Annotated in this window: 12 protein-coding genes; 4 read left to right on the top strand and 8 right to left on the bottom strand. The window is 49.2% G+C overall.

Annotation, left to right across the window (positions count from 1 at the left end; translation table 11 throughout):
- The first annotated feature begins 126 nt into the window (after positions 1-126).
- Complete coding sequence (locus AM1_RS11835; RefSeq protein WP_238549233.1) at positions 127-1,191, top strand: retropepsin-like aspartic protease; 1,065 nt, start codon at positions 127-129, stop codon at positions 1,189-1,191.
- A 14-nt stretch (positions 1,192-1,205) separates the two neighbouring features.
- Here AM1_RS11835 and AM1_RS11830 read toward each other — a convergent pair whose 3' ends face one another.
- The 3 genes from AM1_RS11830 to AM1_RS11820 all read right to left on the bottom strand — a co-directional run bounded on the left by AM1_RS11830 (position 1,206) and on the right by AM1_RS11820 (position 2,371).
- Positions 1,206-1,634, bottom strand: coding sequence for an FKBP-type peptidyl-prolyl cis-trans isomerase (locus tag AM1_RS11830; RefSeq protein WP_012163077.1), 429 nt, complete (start codon positions 1,632-1,634; stop codon positions 1,206-1,208).
- A gap of 86 nt (positions 1,635-1,720) precedes the next feature.
- Positions 1,721-1,912, bottom strand: coding sequence for a 30S ribosomal protein S21 (rpsU, locus tag AM1_RS11825; RefSeq protein ID WP_010476171.1), 192 nt, complete (start codon positions 1,910-1,912; stop codon positions 1,721-1,723).
- Positions 1,913-2,083: 171 nt separating this feature from the next.
- Positions 2,084-2,371, bottom strand: a complete 288-nt coding sequence (locus tag AM1_RS11820; RefSeq protein WP_010476170.1) for an RNA recognition motif domain-containing protein — start codon at positions 2,369-2,371, stop codon at positions 2,084-2,086.
- Positions 2,372-2,656: 285 nt separating this feature from the next.
- Between AM1_RS11820 and AM1_RS11815 the strand changes: the two genes are divergently transcribed.
- Positions 2,657-6,028: a valine--tRNA ligase gene (locus AM1_RS11815; protein ID WP_012163076.1), complete on the top strand. Its 3,372-nt coding sequence runs from the start codon at positions 2,657-2,659 to the stop codon at positions 6,026-6,028.
- 4 nt (positions 6,029-6,032) lie between these two features.
- The gene (gene ylqF / locus AM1_RS11810; RefSeq protein WP_012163075.1) at positions 6,033-6,908 is read left to right on the top strand and encodes a ribosome biogenesis GTPase YlqF; all 876 of its coding nucleotides are present in this window, start codon (positions 6,033-6,035) and stop codon (positions 6,906-6,908) included.
- Between the two features lie 122 nt (positions 6,909-7,030).
- On the opposite strand, the gene purF is transcribed toward ylqF, so the two are convergent.
- Both purF and purL read right to left on the bottom strand, forming a co-directional pair.
- On the bottom strand, positions 7,031-8,539 hold the full coding sequence (gene purF, locus AM1_RS11805) for an amidophosphoribosyltransferase (RefSeq protein WP_012163074.1): 1,509 nt from the start codon (positions 8,537-8,539) through the stop codon (positions 7,031-7,033).
- Positions 8,540-8,624: 85 nt separating this feature from the next.
- Positions 8,625-10,976 carry a phosphoribosylformylglycinamidine synthase subunit PurL gene (purL, locus tag AM1_RS11800; protein WP_012163073.1) on the bottom strand — a complete coding sequence of 784 codons (2,352 nt, stop codon included), beginning with the start codon at positions 10,974-10,976 and terminating at the stop codon, positions 8,625-8,627.
- A gap of 948 nt (positions 10,977-11,924) precedes the next feature.
- On the opposite strand from purL, the gene AM1_RS11795 reads away from it, so the two are divergent.
- Complete coding sequence (locus tag AM1_RS11795; protein WP_012163072.1) at positions 11,925-12,569, top strand: hypothetical protein; 645 nt, start codon at positions 11,925-11,927, stop codon at positions 12,567-12,569.
- A 43-nt stretch (positions 12,570-12,612) separates the two neighbouring features.
- Here the strand turns inward: AM1_RS11795 and AM1_RS43955 are convergent, their stop codons facing one another.
- The 3 genes from AM1_RS43955 to AM1_RS11785 form a co-directional block, all read right to left on the bottom strand.
- Positions 12,613-12,744 (bottom strand): hypothetical protein, encoded by a 132-nt coding sequence (locus AM1_RS43955; protein ID WP_012163071.1) that lies wholly within the window; start codon positions 12,742-12,744, stop codon positions 12,613-12,615.
- A gap of 13 nt (positions 12,745-12,757) precedes the next feature.
- Positions 12,758-13,693, bottom strand: coding sequence for a HEAT repeat domain-containing protein (locus AM1_RS11790; protein WP_012163070.1), 936 nt, complete (start codon positions 13,691-13,693; stop codon positions 12,758-12,760).
- 71 nt (positions 13,694-13,764) lie between these two features.
- Entirely contained in the window at positions 13,765-14,463 is a 699-nt protein-coding gene (locus AM1_RS11785; RefSeq protein WP_012163069.1) for a glutathione S-transferase family protein, read from the bottom strand.
- Positions 14,464-14,585 lie beyond the last annotated feature (122 nt).

Here is a 14,585-nt window from a genome sequence, read left to right as displayed (position 1 = left end):
TTTTCTGCAGATGAAGCGCTAAAAACGACCTAGGCTTCATAATCTTGTATGCCCATTTTGCAAGAGAAGTTAAACGATTTGGGCAGGCTGGAGGTAGCTCATTAGGGTATCGACAATCAGGGAGCTATGAGTCTGAAAACAAGATGGGTTTGGCAAAGTTGCATGGCTTTGTGCCTATGGGGGAATGCCATGGGTGGGGCTTTAGCCCAGCCGATTCTCTCAGGAGAGATGGCGGATCAGATAGGGGTTCGGTCGGAAGAGAAAGCGATGACTCCTATGGATCCTGCTTTAGTATCGGCCATAGTCCAGTTGCAAGGACTGAAGGTGCCTGAGCCTCAGGTACAGGGGCGCGCTCGATTGCCCCTGTTCGCGTTGCCAGGCACGTCTGTTTATACCGTGAAGGCTCAATTGCGGGAGCTGTCAACCCAATGGTTAGTGGATACTGGAGCGTCCACCTCAATGGTGGCCACACCTGTCGTTGAGACACTGGGCCTAAAAGGAACGCCTATCCCCAATCAACGGCTGTCCTTTGCCGTGGCAGGGAATGACTGTCCCAATATGAATGCGACGCTCCAGCAGCTCCCCCCACTAACGTTGGGCCAGCTCCAGGTCAAAGGACTGCATAGTCTGCAGTTTGCCAATACGGTCATTCCCGCAGAATTGTCTGGGGTCTTAGGAATGGATGTGTTGAGGCAGTTTGATTTACATTTGCACCCCGGCAAAGCAACCCTGAGCTTATTGCCACCAACGCCCTTGCCTGTCGATGAGATCGCAATGGCAGTACCCCTCCAGGAAAAACTAGGGGTGATGGTGGCACAGCTCTATATGAATGGGAAAGGGCCATTTCGGGTGTTGCTAGATACGGCGGCGGACAGCACCTTTATTTCTGAGCAGGTGGCAGCAAAGCTCAACTTGGATACAGCCACGTTAAGTCCGATTCAAATTCGGGGATTTTGTGGTTTGGAAGATGCGATGCGATCGCAACTGGACTCTGCTACCCTTCATCATCATCAGCAGCGCGATATAGATGTGATCGTTTTATCTTCCAGCATTCTCAAAGTACTGAAAGTAGACGGTATTCTGGGTCAAAACTTTCTTCGCCACTATCAGCAATATTGGCGGTTTAATTCGGAGTCAAAGAAGGGCAGCTTGTTACTGGTGCCCCTTGCTACCTCAAACCCTTCTCCCTGAGATAAATGAGGGAATTATGCAATGCTGACTAACTCAATCTCAAAGGTTAAATCTTCACCGGCTAGGGGATGATTGCCATCTAGGGTGACTTGATCTTCAATAATCTCACTGACCATCACCGGAATGACTTGTCCCTCGGGGTTTCTGATCTGCAATTGTTGCCCCACTTCTAAGTCGAAATCGCTGGGAATTTGCTCCCGGAGGACGGTGACTACCATATCTTCATGGCGGGGACCATAGGCTTGATCGCAGACAATCGTCTCGGTTTTGGACTCACCGGGGTTCATGCCGATAACGGCTTGCTCAAATCCTGGAATAACTTGCTGTCCCCCAATGGAGAATTTTAAAGGCTCGCGCTCTAAAGAAGAGTCGAAGACGGAACCATCATCCAGCTTTCCCGTGTAGTGAATTGATACGGTGTCTCCGACTTTAGCGGCTGCCATAATTATGCTCCTGAGATGAATGAACAGCACCAGTGGACTAACGCGTTATTTGCCCACTGGGTCACAAGTGTAATGAACACCTTTGTCTACCTACGGCCACGCATCCTACGTCGTTCTCGGTGTCTGGCAGTCATTTTCCGCTGTCGCTTTTGAGCGGGAGTCTCAAAATGGCGGTTTTTTTTCATGTCGGCAAAGATGCCGGCTCTAGATACTTTCCGTTTAAATCGACGCAGCGCGGATTCTAATTGCTCATCGTCTCCGAGGACCACTTGGGTCATTCAAGATTCTCCAACTAATATGGTTGAACGTTTGGATGCCAGGCAATACTGTACACCTAGACATCAAAAGCAGGTAAGGGAGGATGGGGTCGCTACCCTTACCTGATGAGGCTTGCAACAGTTACTGTTGCTAGGATTGAGTTTGCCTCAACCCCATAAATGATATTTGGATTAATATCTTTGGTTGCCGCCCCATCCACTGCTAGTGGGTCTGGGGGTGCGAGGCTTGGCTTTGTTGACCTTTAAGGTCCGGCCCATCCACTCAGCCCCATCCAATTCTTCGATGGCTTTTTCTTCGTTAGATTCGTCTTGCATTTCTACAAATCCAAATCCACGTTTGCGACCTGATTCACGATCCACAGGAAGCTTGACCTGCTTGACTTCTCCATATTCCGCAAAAACTGCGCTTAGATCGTCCTCTGTAACCTCATAAGATAGGTTACCGATGTAAACTGTCATACCTTACCTTCAAAAATCAAATGAACAATGTATCGAGATTGGGATGCGGAGGTAAGTCAACTAACTCAGGACGAAAGGATAAATCTTCTTGAATCTAGCCAAAACTTGGCCTACCGACGTTTGGTCTCTCCGGTTATTCTAGCGTTACTGCCGCCAAGTTCAAAGAGGCAATTGATCAATCCTTGTAAGGAAAGACCGACAGGCACAGGTAAATATGGCAGAATTTAATCTAATGCTGCCTTAGTTTACAGGCTCGTATTCTCCTCTTCAGAGTATTTTAAGTTTATGATTGCCACCGCTCCATCCCTATCTAGCCAGTATGATCCCGCGGCCACCGAAGCCAAATGGCAAGAGACTTGGGAAGCGAACAACGTCTTTAAAGCAGATCCGAACCATACGGGTGACCCCTACTGCATCGTCATTCCTCCACCGAATGTGACAGGCAGCCTGCATATGGGTCATGCCTTTGAGGCGGCGTTAATTGATGTGCTGATTCGTTACCATCGCATGATTGGTGATAATACCCTGTGGTTACCGGGAACGGACCATGCCAGCATTGCGGTACATACCATTCTGGAGAAGCAGCTGCAGGCGGAAGGTAAAACCCGCTATGACATTGGCCGGGATGAATTTTTAGAACGGGCGAAGCGCTGGAAAGCTGAATCGGGGGGCAAAATTGTCCATCAGCAGCGGCGATTAGGCGTTTCGGTGGACTGGACCCGTGAGCGATTCACGATGGATGAGGGGCTGTCTAAGGCGGTCAATAAGGCCTTTGTGCAGATGCATGAGGAGGGATTGATCTATCGGGGCAACTATATGGTGAATTGGTGTCCTGCCAGTCAATCAGCAGTCTCCGATCAGGAAGTAGAAAATAAAGAAGTAGATGGTCATCTCTGGCATTTCCGCTATCCCCTCAGTGATGGCTCTGGTGCGGTAGAAGTCGCTACCACGCGCCCAGAAACGATGTTGGGCGACACGGCGGTAGCGGTGAATCCCAACGATGAGCGTTATCAAGACTTAATTGGTAAAACCATCAAGCTACCGATTACAGAACGGGAAATTCTAGTCATTGCCGATGAGTTGGTCGACCCCGAATTTGGAACGGGCTGTGTCAAGGTCACGCCTGCCCATGACCCCAATGACTTTGCCATGGGTCAGCGACATCATCTGCCCTTCATTAATATCCTTAATAAGGATGGCTCTCTCAATGAAAACGGCAACGTTTTTGCAGGCTTAGATCGGTTTGAAGCCCGTAAACGCGTGGTGGCTCGCCTAGAAGAAGACGGCTGTCTGGTGAAAATAGAAGCGTATCGTCATAGTGTTCCCTATAGCGATCGCGGCAAGGTACCTGTTGAACCCTTAATCTCCACCCAATGGTTCGTCAAAACCGAACCCCTTGCCAAACGCACCCTGGCATTCTTGGATGACCAAAATTCACCTGAATTTATCCCTGAACGGTGGACGAAGGTCTATCGCGATTGGCTGGTGAATCTGCGGGACTGGTGTATTTCCCGACAGCTGTGGTGGGGACATCAAATCCCGGCCTGGTACGCCATTAGTGAAACCGAGGGCGAAATCCGAGAAGATACGCCGTTTGTGGTGGCGGAAAATGCGGAATCAGCCCAGCAAAAAGCAGTAGAACAGTTTGGACCTGATGTACAGCTACTTCAGGATCCAGATGTTTTAGATACCTGGTTCTCATCTGGATTGTGGCCCTTTTCTACCCTGGGTTGGCCCGAAGAAACGGCGGATTTATCTACCTACTATCCCACCGCTACCTTGGTGACGGGATTTGACATTATTTTCTTCTGGGTCGCCCGGATGACCCTGATGGCGGGACACTTCACGGGAGAGATGCCCTTTAAGGATGTCTATATCCACGGTTTGGTGCGAGACGAAAACAATAAAAAAATGTCCAAGTCGTCTAATAACGGCATCGATCCGCTGATCTTGATCGACAAATATGGCACGGACGCTCTTCGCTATACTCTGATTCGAGAAGTGGCTGGTGCAGGACAAGATATTCGCCTAGAATATAACCGCACAACCGATGAATCCACTTCTGTAGAAGCGTCTCGTAACTTTGCTAATAAGTTGTGGAATGCCTCACGGTTTGTGTTGATGAACCTGAAGGGACAAACGCCTGAGCAGCTGGGGCAACCTGCGATCGCTGATCTAGAACTGGCAGATCGCTGGATTTTGTCTCGCTATCATCGCCTCGTACAGCAGACCCGCAATCAAGTGGATGCCTATGGTTTAGGTGAAGCGGCCAAAGGTCTGTATGAGTTTATTTGGGGTGATTTTTGTGACTGGTATATCGAACTGGTCAAGCCTCGGCTGCGCCAGGAGGGGACGACCTCTCAGCGAGTGGCTCAGCAAACCCTCGCCTATGTGTTGGAAGGAACCCTGAAGCTGTTTCATCCGTTTATGCCCCATATTACGGAAGAGATTTGGCAGACCCTGACTCAACCGACGTCAGAGCAGTATTTAGCCAGCCAGCCTTACCCAGAAGCTGCTGATATCCAGTTGGTGACTGAAACGGTACCACTGACTGCAGATAGTGCAAATGCACCTGCTGAAGCAGCAGCGCCTGAACCTGAAACGATACCGGAGCCAGAGTCGACTGCTCAAGCTGACGAGACGTCAGAGCCTGAACCCGAAATTCGTGATTTCAGTTGGCGGGATGCCTTCCTGGCCTTTGGAGAATTGCCTGCTAGCGTCGGGCGTTTTCTGAACGCGAATCAAACGATTTTCCTCTGGAGCAGTGCGTTCTTCTTGGGCATCGTCAGTTTGGCGGTTGTGGCAGCGGTGCTAGGGGCCATTAATCACGTTCCCTTCTTAGGAAGTTTCTTTGAATTGGTGGGGTTGGGCTATTCCCTTAACTTTGGCTATCGTCGCCTGCTTTGGTATGACGATCGCAAAGCTTGGGTGGAATCTTTGCAAAAGAAAACGGAAGAAATTTTACCGCTGCTGAATGATGCCAAGACGTTGGAGACGACGGCTGAAGCGCTAGGCGGAGATTTGGCCTTGGCAGAACCTGCAATGCCAGAGGCTCATGATGATTCAGAGACCCACGATGATCTCGATGCCGCACAGGATAGTGCACCTAAAAATTCACCGCCCGAGCCCACAGAAATTTTAGGTGCAATGTCAGAACAGTTCACGGCCTGGGTCGATCCGGGGCTGGAAGAGCAGTTTGAGCTAGTGATTGAGACCATTCGTACCATTCGCAATCTGCGGGCAGAAGCCAGTATTAAGCCTAAGCAACCGATTAAAGTGATTTTGCAAAGCGAAAGCGATCGCGAACGACAAATCCTCACAGCGGGTCAAACCTATCTCCAAGATCTAGCCAGAGTTGAATCTTTGAGTATTACCCCCACCGTTGAAGGGGAAGTCAAACAGACCATTATCGGTGTAGTAGGTACGGTTCAAGTCCTCCTTCCCCTCAGTGGTGTGGTGGACGTGGAAATTCTTAAAGCCAAACTCAACAAGGATCTGAAAAAAGCAGAAGCTGAAATTCGGTCCTGTAGCGGTCGCTTGAACAATGCCAATTTTGTAGACCAAGCCCCACCTGCAGTTGTTCAGGGGGCACGCGATACTCTGGCTGAAGCTGAGAAACAAGCTGAGATCTTGCGCGATCGCCTAGAGCGACTCTAGGTTTATGTCCACTCCCCCTATTCAGTGGTATCCCGGTCATATCGCCAAGGCTGAAAAAGCCTTAATTGAGCAGCTCAAAAAGGTAGATGTGGTGCTGGAAGTTCGGGATGCTCGCATTCCCCACTCCAGTCATCACCCGCAGATCCAGAAATGGATTGGAGATAAGCCCCATGTGCTGGTCTTGAATCGGATTGATTTGGTTACTCCGGTCTCTCATCAGCTCTGGCTTGATGCTCTTAAGGCCGAAGGCCAGGTGCCCCACTGTACGGATGCTCAGCATGGTAAGGGCATTAAAGCTGTGATCAAAGCAGCCGAAAAAGTGGGTGTTAGTATCAATCAACGACGGCGCAATCGCGGTATGCGACCTCGCCCTGTGCGTGCGGTGGTGTTGGGGTTCCCGAATGTGGGTAAATCTGCTTTAATCAATCGTCTGTTGAAGCGTCGCATTGTTGAAAGTGCTCGCCGTCCAGGGGTGACTCGCCAACTCCGCTGGGTACGGGTCTCTCAAGATTTAGAACTATTAGATACCCCCGGTGTATTACCGGCCAAATTAAATAATCAAGAAGCCGCCTATAAATTGGCCATTTGTGATGATATCGGCACTGCTGCCTATGAGAATCAGTTGGTAGCCACGGCCTTAATTGAGTTGATCCAAGGGTTAGAGTCTTCTAAGTCGAAGCCTGGATTCTTGCCAAACCAAGTTTTGCAAACTCGCTATCAGCTCGATCCTACGTCCATAACCGCCGCAGATTATTTAGCTACCGCAGCAGAACAGCGACATCAAGGGGATCTAGAGCGTATGGCTCAACAGGTTCTCAATGATTTTCGCAAAGGTTTATTGGGGAAAGTGACGTTGGAGCTACCACCATCTGTTCACTAGCTCGTGGTGTAGTGATTCAGTATTTCCATGGGATCAGTGCAAGCTTAAAAGGTTAACGCTTACAGCTTAGATGACCTCTTCTAGGCCATTTTCAGTATCTTTAGCTTTGGAAGGAAACAGGCTTATGCTTTTTCCAACATGAGTTTTGTACGTTTGAGAGGTTCAGGAATGGAGATGGGATAATCTCCTGTAAAGCAGGCTGAACAATAATTCTCAGGGTTACGTCCGGTTGCCGCTAACATACCTTCCCAACTGAGATAGTGAAGGGAGTCAACCCCAATTTTTTGAGCGATATCGGAGGTCGAGGTGGTGGCTGCGATCAGCTGATCTTGATCGTCCGTGTCAATGCCATAAAAGCAGGGATGCGTCACGGGAGGAGAAGAGACTCGCATATGGACTTCTGTGGCGCCTGCTTCGCGGAGGGCACGGACAATTTTGTAGCTGGTGGTGCCTCGAACAATCGAATCGTCGACAATGATAATCCGCTTCCCTTCCAAGACATCTCGGAGTGGGTTGAGCTTCATGCGAATCCCGATTTCACGCATGGCTTGGGTGGGTTGAATAAAGGTTCGGCCCACATAGCGATTTTTAATCAATCCTTCGGCATAGGGAATGCCGCTGGTTTGGGAATAGCCAATGGCGGCAGGCACACCAGAATCGGGGACTGCAATCACCATATCTGCATCGATGGGAGATTCCTTGCCGAGATGGTGACCCAGACGCAAGCGGTAGCTATAGAGACTTTCGCCTTTCATATGGCTATCGGGGCGAGCAAAGTAAATCATCTCAAAGATGCACAATTTTCGCTCAGGCTTAGGAGCCCAGGTATCGGAGGTAATGCCGTCAGCCGTGATATGAACAATTTCCCCTGGCTCGATTTCACGAACGTGGGTTGCTCCGATGATGTCGAGGGCGCAGGTTTCGGAGGCGAGGACGTAATGGGGTTTATCGGGATTATCCGTGTCAATGGTACCGAGGACCAAAGGGCGAATTCCCTGGGGGTCGCGAACGCCGAGTATGCCGGTCGGTGTGCCAATCACTAGACTGAAGGCCCCTTCGCATTGCTGACAAGCTTCAATCACACTGGAGTACCAGTCCTTGCCCGCTTTGACTGCTTCGCCAATGGCATAGGCAATCACTTCAGAATCTGTGGTGGTTTCCAGGGGACAGTTTTTGGCCAGTAACGTTTTGCGAAACTCGACGGTATTCACTAAATTGCCATTATGGGCCAAGGCGATTGAGCCTTTAGGGGTTTCAACGACGACGGGTTGGGCATTGGCGACTCGGCTCGAACCGGTGGTGGAGTAGCGGGTATGACCAACGGCAATATGGCCGGGTAAGTCATTCAAAATCGGTTCTGAAAAGACCTGGGAGACCAACCCCATGTTTTTGTAGGTGTGGGTTTTCCCCTCTGGGGTGTAAGTGGTAATCCCTGCGGATTCTTGACCTCGATGTTGGAGGGCATAGAGACCAAAGTAAGCTAGTTTGGCGGCTTCTAAACCGGGCGCAAACACGCCAAACACGCCACAGGCTTCTTCTGGTTTGTCTTCGGACCACGATTCGGTGGAAAGGTGGGGATCAACGGGATCGTTGCCAGTGGGAATCGATGGGACAGAAGCAGCAGGAAACATATTTAAGTCGTTAAGTAAACGGAATAAACCAGAAAAACTGACACATTACAAACATTTGTCCTTTCCAGCCTCAAGCAGCCTGGATTTACGCCAGCTTGGACTCAATGGCTTGAGCCCATCGTTGAGTGGCCTCTTCAATCCTAACCTTGATTAAGGTTTGGTGAACATTTGTTGTGAGGGTGAGCTCTGAATTGGGGGTGGTGACGGTTCCTATCTGTTGCCAATATTGAGGTAGATGTTCTTGTAAATAGGATTCCCAGGCGGCTTGATGAGTTGCGCTGACAGAAATGACAATCCTGGCCCCCCCTTCACCAAATAAGACCTGATCCCAGCGGTTTGAACCGGTAGGAACTTGAATGTCAGCCCCTCGTTGGCCACTGATGCAGGATTCGGCTAGGGCGACGGCCACTCCCCCTTCTGCACAGTCATGGGCCGAGTGGAGCCAGCCCTGCTGAATGCCGTGGCGGCAGGTGGCTTGGACTTGGGCTTCTAGATCTAAATCGGCATGGGGTGGTTCACCGGCTACCTGATGATGAATGCTGGCTAAATATTCCGTGGCTCCTAGGGTAACGAGGTCACTTTGGACGTCGAGGGGAATTCCGAGTAGATAAATCAGATCGCCGTCTGCTTGCCAGCCCTGGACACAGGTCTTGGTGAGATCGGGAACTAACCCCACCATGCCAATAACAGGGGTGGGATAGATGGGCTGAGGCTGACCATCAGCGTCAAAAGTTTCGTTGTAGAGGGAGACATTACCGCCCGTGACTGGAGTTTGTAAATGGCGACAGGCTTCTGAGAGTCCTCGGCAGGCTTCTGCTAGCTGCCAATAGCCAATAGGTTTTTCGGGGCTGCCAAAGTTGAGGTTGTCGGTGACGGCAATCGGCTCAGCACCCACACAGCTCAAGTTGCGAGCGGCTTCGGCTACGGTCATCTTGGCCCCTTCATAGGGATCTAAATAGACATAGCGAGAGTTGCAATCGATGGTGGCGGCAACTGCAGTTTTGGAGTCTACGCCTTGATCAGGAGTTTCTTGGTGGGCGACGGGACGGAGACGCACGATAGTGGCATCGGCATCACCGGGCAAGACGACGGTGTTGTTTTGGACTTGGTGATCGTACTGACGATACACCCAGCGTTTGCTGGCAATCGTGGGGACTTGTAGAAGCTGGAGGAGGATGTCTGACCAGGAGTTCAGTTTGCCTTGGATTTCGATGCCTTCAGCGGTGCCAGGGGGGATGCGATCGCAACTCCACTCCCGTGCTTTCTGGACATACTCAGGGGGTTCAGCTAACACCTCACGCTTATAGATTGGCGTATTGTCGGATAAGGCGGTCGCGGGAATTTCTGCCGCTACTTCTCCTTGGAACCGAATCTTGACAATGGGTTCAGCAATGACTGAACCGGCAACGACGGCCTGTAGACCCCAACGGTGGAAGATATCAATCAGCTCCTGTTCCCGACCTTTTTCGGCCACAAACAACATCCGCTCTTGGGATTCGGAGAGCAAATATTCGTAGGGCACCATCCCCGTTTCTCGGTTGGGAATTAGATCTAAATCCAGATCAATCCCCACGCCGCCTTTCTCTGCCATTTCGGCAGTGGAGCAGGTCAGGCCAGCTGCCCCCATATCTTGAGCAGCAACCACCGCTCCGGTTTGGAAGGCTTCTAGACAGGCTTCAATTAAAGATTTTTCTAAAAATGGGTCACCGACTTGAACAGCGGGTCGATCTTCTACTTCAGAGGTGGCATCCAGTTCAGCACTGGCAAAGCTCGCCCCTCCCATACCGTCTCGCCCGGTGGTAGATCCCACATAAAGCACCGGATTACCCACGCCTGATGCCCCAGCTTTGACAATCTCAGCGGTCTCCATCAGGCCCATAGCCATGGCGTTGACGAGGGGATTGCCCGTGTAGGCAGGATCAAAATAAACTTCACCACCCACGGTCGGCACGCCCACACAGTTGCCATAGTGGGCAATTCCGGCCACCACCCCACTAAATAAACGGCGGGTGCGAGCATCGTCTAGATCACCAAATCGCAGGGAATTGAGGACGGCAATGGGGCGGGCACCCATGGTGAAAATATCTCTTAAGATGCCGCCGACTCCCGTTGCTGCCCCCTGAAACGGTTCAACGGCAGAAGGATGGTTATGAGACTCGACTTTGAAGGCGAGCTGGAGGCCATTGCCTAAATCGACGACTCCGGCATTCTCTCCAGGGCCAACTAATACATGCTTACCTTCGGTGGGAAATTGCGAAAGTAAAGGCCTTGAATTCTTGTAGCAGCAATGCTCGGACCACATAACGCCAAACATGCCCAGTTCGGCTCGATTGGGATGGCGACCCAATCGTTGAACGATATCGTCGTATTCTTCGGGCTTTAGCCCTTCAGTAGCAATTTCTTCAGGGGAAAAGGGAGAAGATCCAGGGCTTGCCATGTACTCTATACCAATCGCACAAGTCCCTATTGTACAGGTTGATCTAGAGTATCGATGCAGCCTGACTCAGATATTCAGGAATGCTCAAAATTTATATTCAGTATCTTTAGAAAAGCTACTTACAGCATGCATGTTAAGTGTTTTATTTAAAGTCAAAGCCAGAAAAAATTGACTGAATTTCTGATGGAAAATCGTGATTTAAGTATAAAAATATCCATTGATTTTTTGATTGATTATCATTTCATCCGTATAAAAAATTCTTAAAAAATGTTAAGCATATGTTGCTTTTTGCGTAAAGTTAAACATAAAAAATGATAAATAAATATAGTTCTAAAAAATTAGCGCTAATGCAGATTTCTAACTAGTTTGGTTAATTGAGAAAAGATGACTCTAGTTGAGATACTAGATTCTCAAAAAATAACTAAAGTATTGCATGACGTTAGCCTTATTCAACAAGGTTAGGTTGATTTAGCGACTCTTTTGCACTGGTTGATAGAGGTAAAGCTGTTTAAGAACTATCTATAAAACTACTGATCAGTATGGGTTTGCGTTGATTTTTGAGGAATTTAGAGACTCTCTTTTATCAAGCGTCTCAGCCTAAGAAATAGATGATTCGAGAGAAACTTAGTACTGATTATTGATCGGTTTTTGTCTCGATATCAAGGTGCAATCCACTCACTGCTATAGACATAGTAAAGAATAGATTAGCACACTTACTAGTGTGTTCTCAGTCAGTCAATATTGCTTGAGATTGGGACTGCTATAACCATTGAGTAGTTCAGAAAAATCTTCAGGCATTTTCTCTGCCGAAGCAGATTTTTATAGTCATTCGGAACAGAGGCTACTGCAGAAATGAACAATTTTCTTAGCCAATTATGTCAACAACTTAAGTCCTGGTTTATTGACAAGCCAGTGACTCATGAATTCACTAACAAGGAGACACAAAATATGGTTAATCCAGCCACCAACCCCACAACTACTAAAACAACTAGCCTTTCAGACTTTGTTGCAGACTTTCCGCAAAGTAAAGATCCCAAAATCTGCAAACTTGCCGAGGATTTTGCTGATCGGCTACTCGATAAAGAGTGTGAAGCAAAAGAATTTATTATTGATGCGGGCCATCCCCATCCACACGCTAAAGATCCCAAAGCGAAAGTTTGCAAACCTGCAGACATCCCAGAATTGGCACCCTGTTTCCAAATCCACTGGGGTGATGGACCCAAGGACATGATTGAAACCACAGATACGGAGTGTCTATGCATTACAGCTTGTAATCCGTATTCAAATGTGACCTTCAAAGATTTAACGGTCGTTATTTCTGTTGTGACCAAAGCAGACGGAACACCGGTACCGGAGTTGCCTGATGGCACACCTTCTGTTTACATTAAACCCGCTAAGTTTGTTTGTTTTGGTGATTTGCCCCCTTGCGATCCTCATAAACCGGACAAGCAATCTTGCCTATCACGGGAACTTGTTTTAGTGAGCTGTGGCGCTAAGGAAGGAGACTATTGCTTCAAGATTCTCTATTGCTACTCAATTCACTTTGATCTGAAGGGCGTTGAGAAGTTCAAGCTTCCCCTCTGTGCTAGCTAGGTAACTGCTTAGAGTTGTGATTGAGGCAATGGGCTTGTGTATTTCATGCAAGCCCATTGCCGTAGAAAAGCGTCAGATGAAGATCGGCTTCATGGCTGAGGATGGCTTGGTTTGCTGCGATATCAGGCTTGATGATTTTGGTGTTTGAAATATTGCCGGAATGTTGTGCAAGCACAGCTGTGTCTTTCTTAACTCTGATGGCGATTGTCTCGTACCTCACAGACCCGTTGCCAGAGGTCATAATCTTGTCGATAAATTTCTAGGGCTTGGATTGCTTCTTGGGCTGTTTTGTCACTGCCATCTGCCACCAGCCCTAGCAAAAACTGAAACGCTTCGTCGGTTCTAAGCATGGCAATTGCCAGAAGTCCGGTGATGCGCAGTTCAGGATCTTGGATTCCTTGCCACCAATGTTGTAGAGGGTCTAGTGCTGCTGGCTGTTTGGACTCGCCTAAAACCAGGGCTACTAATTCTTGAATCTGCTGATTCGTATCCCTTAAGAATTCGGATACGAAGGGAATGGATTGTTGGGGAGCCAACTTTAGTAGAGCCGCTAAATATTCCGATAAGACTTGCGGTTCATCGCCTATTTTTGCCCGTAGTCGTAGTAGAGGAATCCCTTGAGGGTCTTCGGTATAGGCAATGGCTCTGGCCGCGACCATCCGGGCTGGCCCTTCTGGATCGGCGAGTAAATCGGCTAGCTCGGTCATTACATTGGGATAATGCATTCGTACCAGCCCTAGGGCACAGTTGCCCCGTAAGGTGGCTGCAGTGTCTACAGATCCGCCCCAGACGGGCTCTATCTGGACATGCCGAATCCCTTGGAGGAAGAGGGTGTGATTATGGGATTCTAGGCGATAGAGGGTGTCGGCAATAGCGGCTTTGGCTAGACAGTTGGGATCACGTTTAACGGGTTTTTGCATTAACCGGGCGAAGGTCTCTGCTAGGTCTGAGTTGAGATCCGTGAGCCCCCGTTGGCCCAAAATTTTAGCGGCTTGGGTAATGGTTGAGGCATGAGTATCGTGTAGGATCTGACGCCATTGTTCTACGGTGTCGGGGGTTAGGGGAGACTCTCGCAATTCAGCGAGGAGAAGTTGGTGCTCTTCTAATTGACGGGACCGGGCCATAGTCTTTAATGCCTGAATATTGCTACATTTTTGGGTTTAGTGCTTGGGTGAGGAGGTGTGTTCTGGAAATTTTAAGCGTAGTAGGTTTGATGCATGCGATCGCAATACGTTACCAAGTTCTCCAATTGAGTCGCTTTATCTCTTAAAGGGGATATCAGGGTTTCATTCAAAATATTAGCGAGACAGCTATAGGCAGAGGCATCTAGCGCCGTGGGTTGCTCACCCATAAAATAGGGTTTGTCTTGCAGAAAATTTGAAAGGGCTTGAATGTCCAAGGCCGCGATCTGGTAAATTTCCGCTTCGGTGTGCCTGCCCATGCCATGCCCCTGCAAATTCTGGGTAACGGTATTGCGGGCAATCTTGGGCACTAGGAGGCGAAGTGGAAAGGGTAAATCGGAGAAATAGACGGCTTTAGTCTTCTGCCAATTCTCTTCGTCAATCCAGCGGGTATAGACCAGCGCCCAGTAGAGGTTTTCTTCAATTAACCGTCGCATGGCGAGGGCAATGGCAGCATCAGCAGGACTTAAATGGCTATCCAACGGATCGCCATAGGTGGTTTTTAGGTATTCGATGATCAGATTAGAGTCAGCAATAATCTGGCCCTTATCTTCGATATAAGGGAGCTTGCCTTTGGGCGCTTTACGCACATCAGCGCTGGTATCGACCTGATACTCCAGGCCAGTCATCCGAAAATAGGTTTCTAGCTTCATGCAAAATGGGCTGGCATTGGGTAGCCCCCAGGCAGGCTCAAACTGGTAAAGCGTCAGCATAGAAGTTCCTTAAATAGCGATAGCCTAATCGACGGATTGGGCAGGAAAACAGGAGATGGATTTTGCAAACGGAGTGATGATGGGATGATTCTAAACCCACCTAGTAGGAGTGAAAAGTGGGC

It is taken from the genome of Acaryochloris marina MBIC11017 (assembly GCF_000018105.1).
GTDB classification, from domain to species: Bacteria; Cyanobacteriota; Cyanobacteriia; order Thermosynechococcales; family Thermosynechococcaceae; genus Acaryochloris; species Acaryochloris marina.
This window is presented reverse-complemented; position numbering and strand designations above follow the sequence as displayed.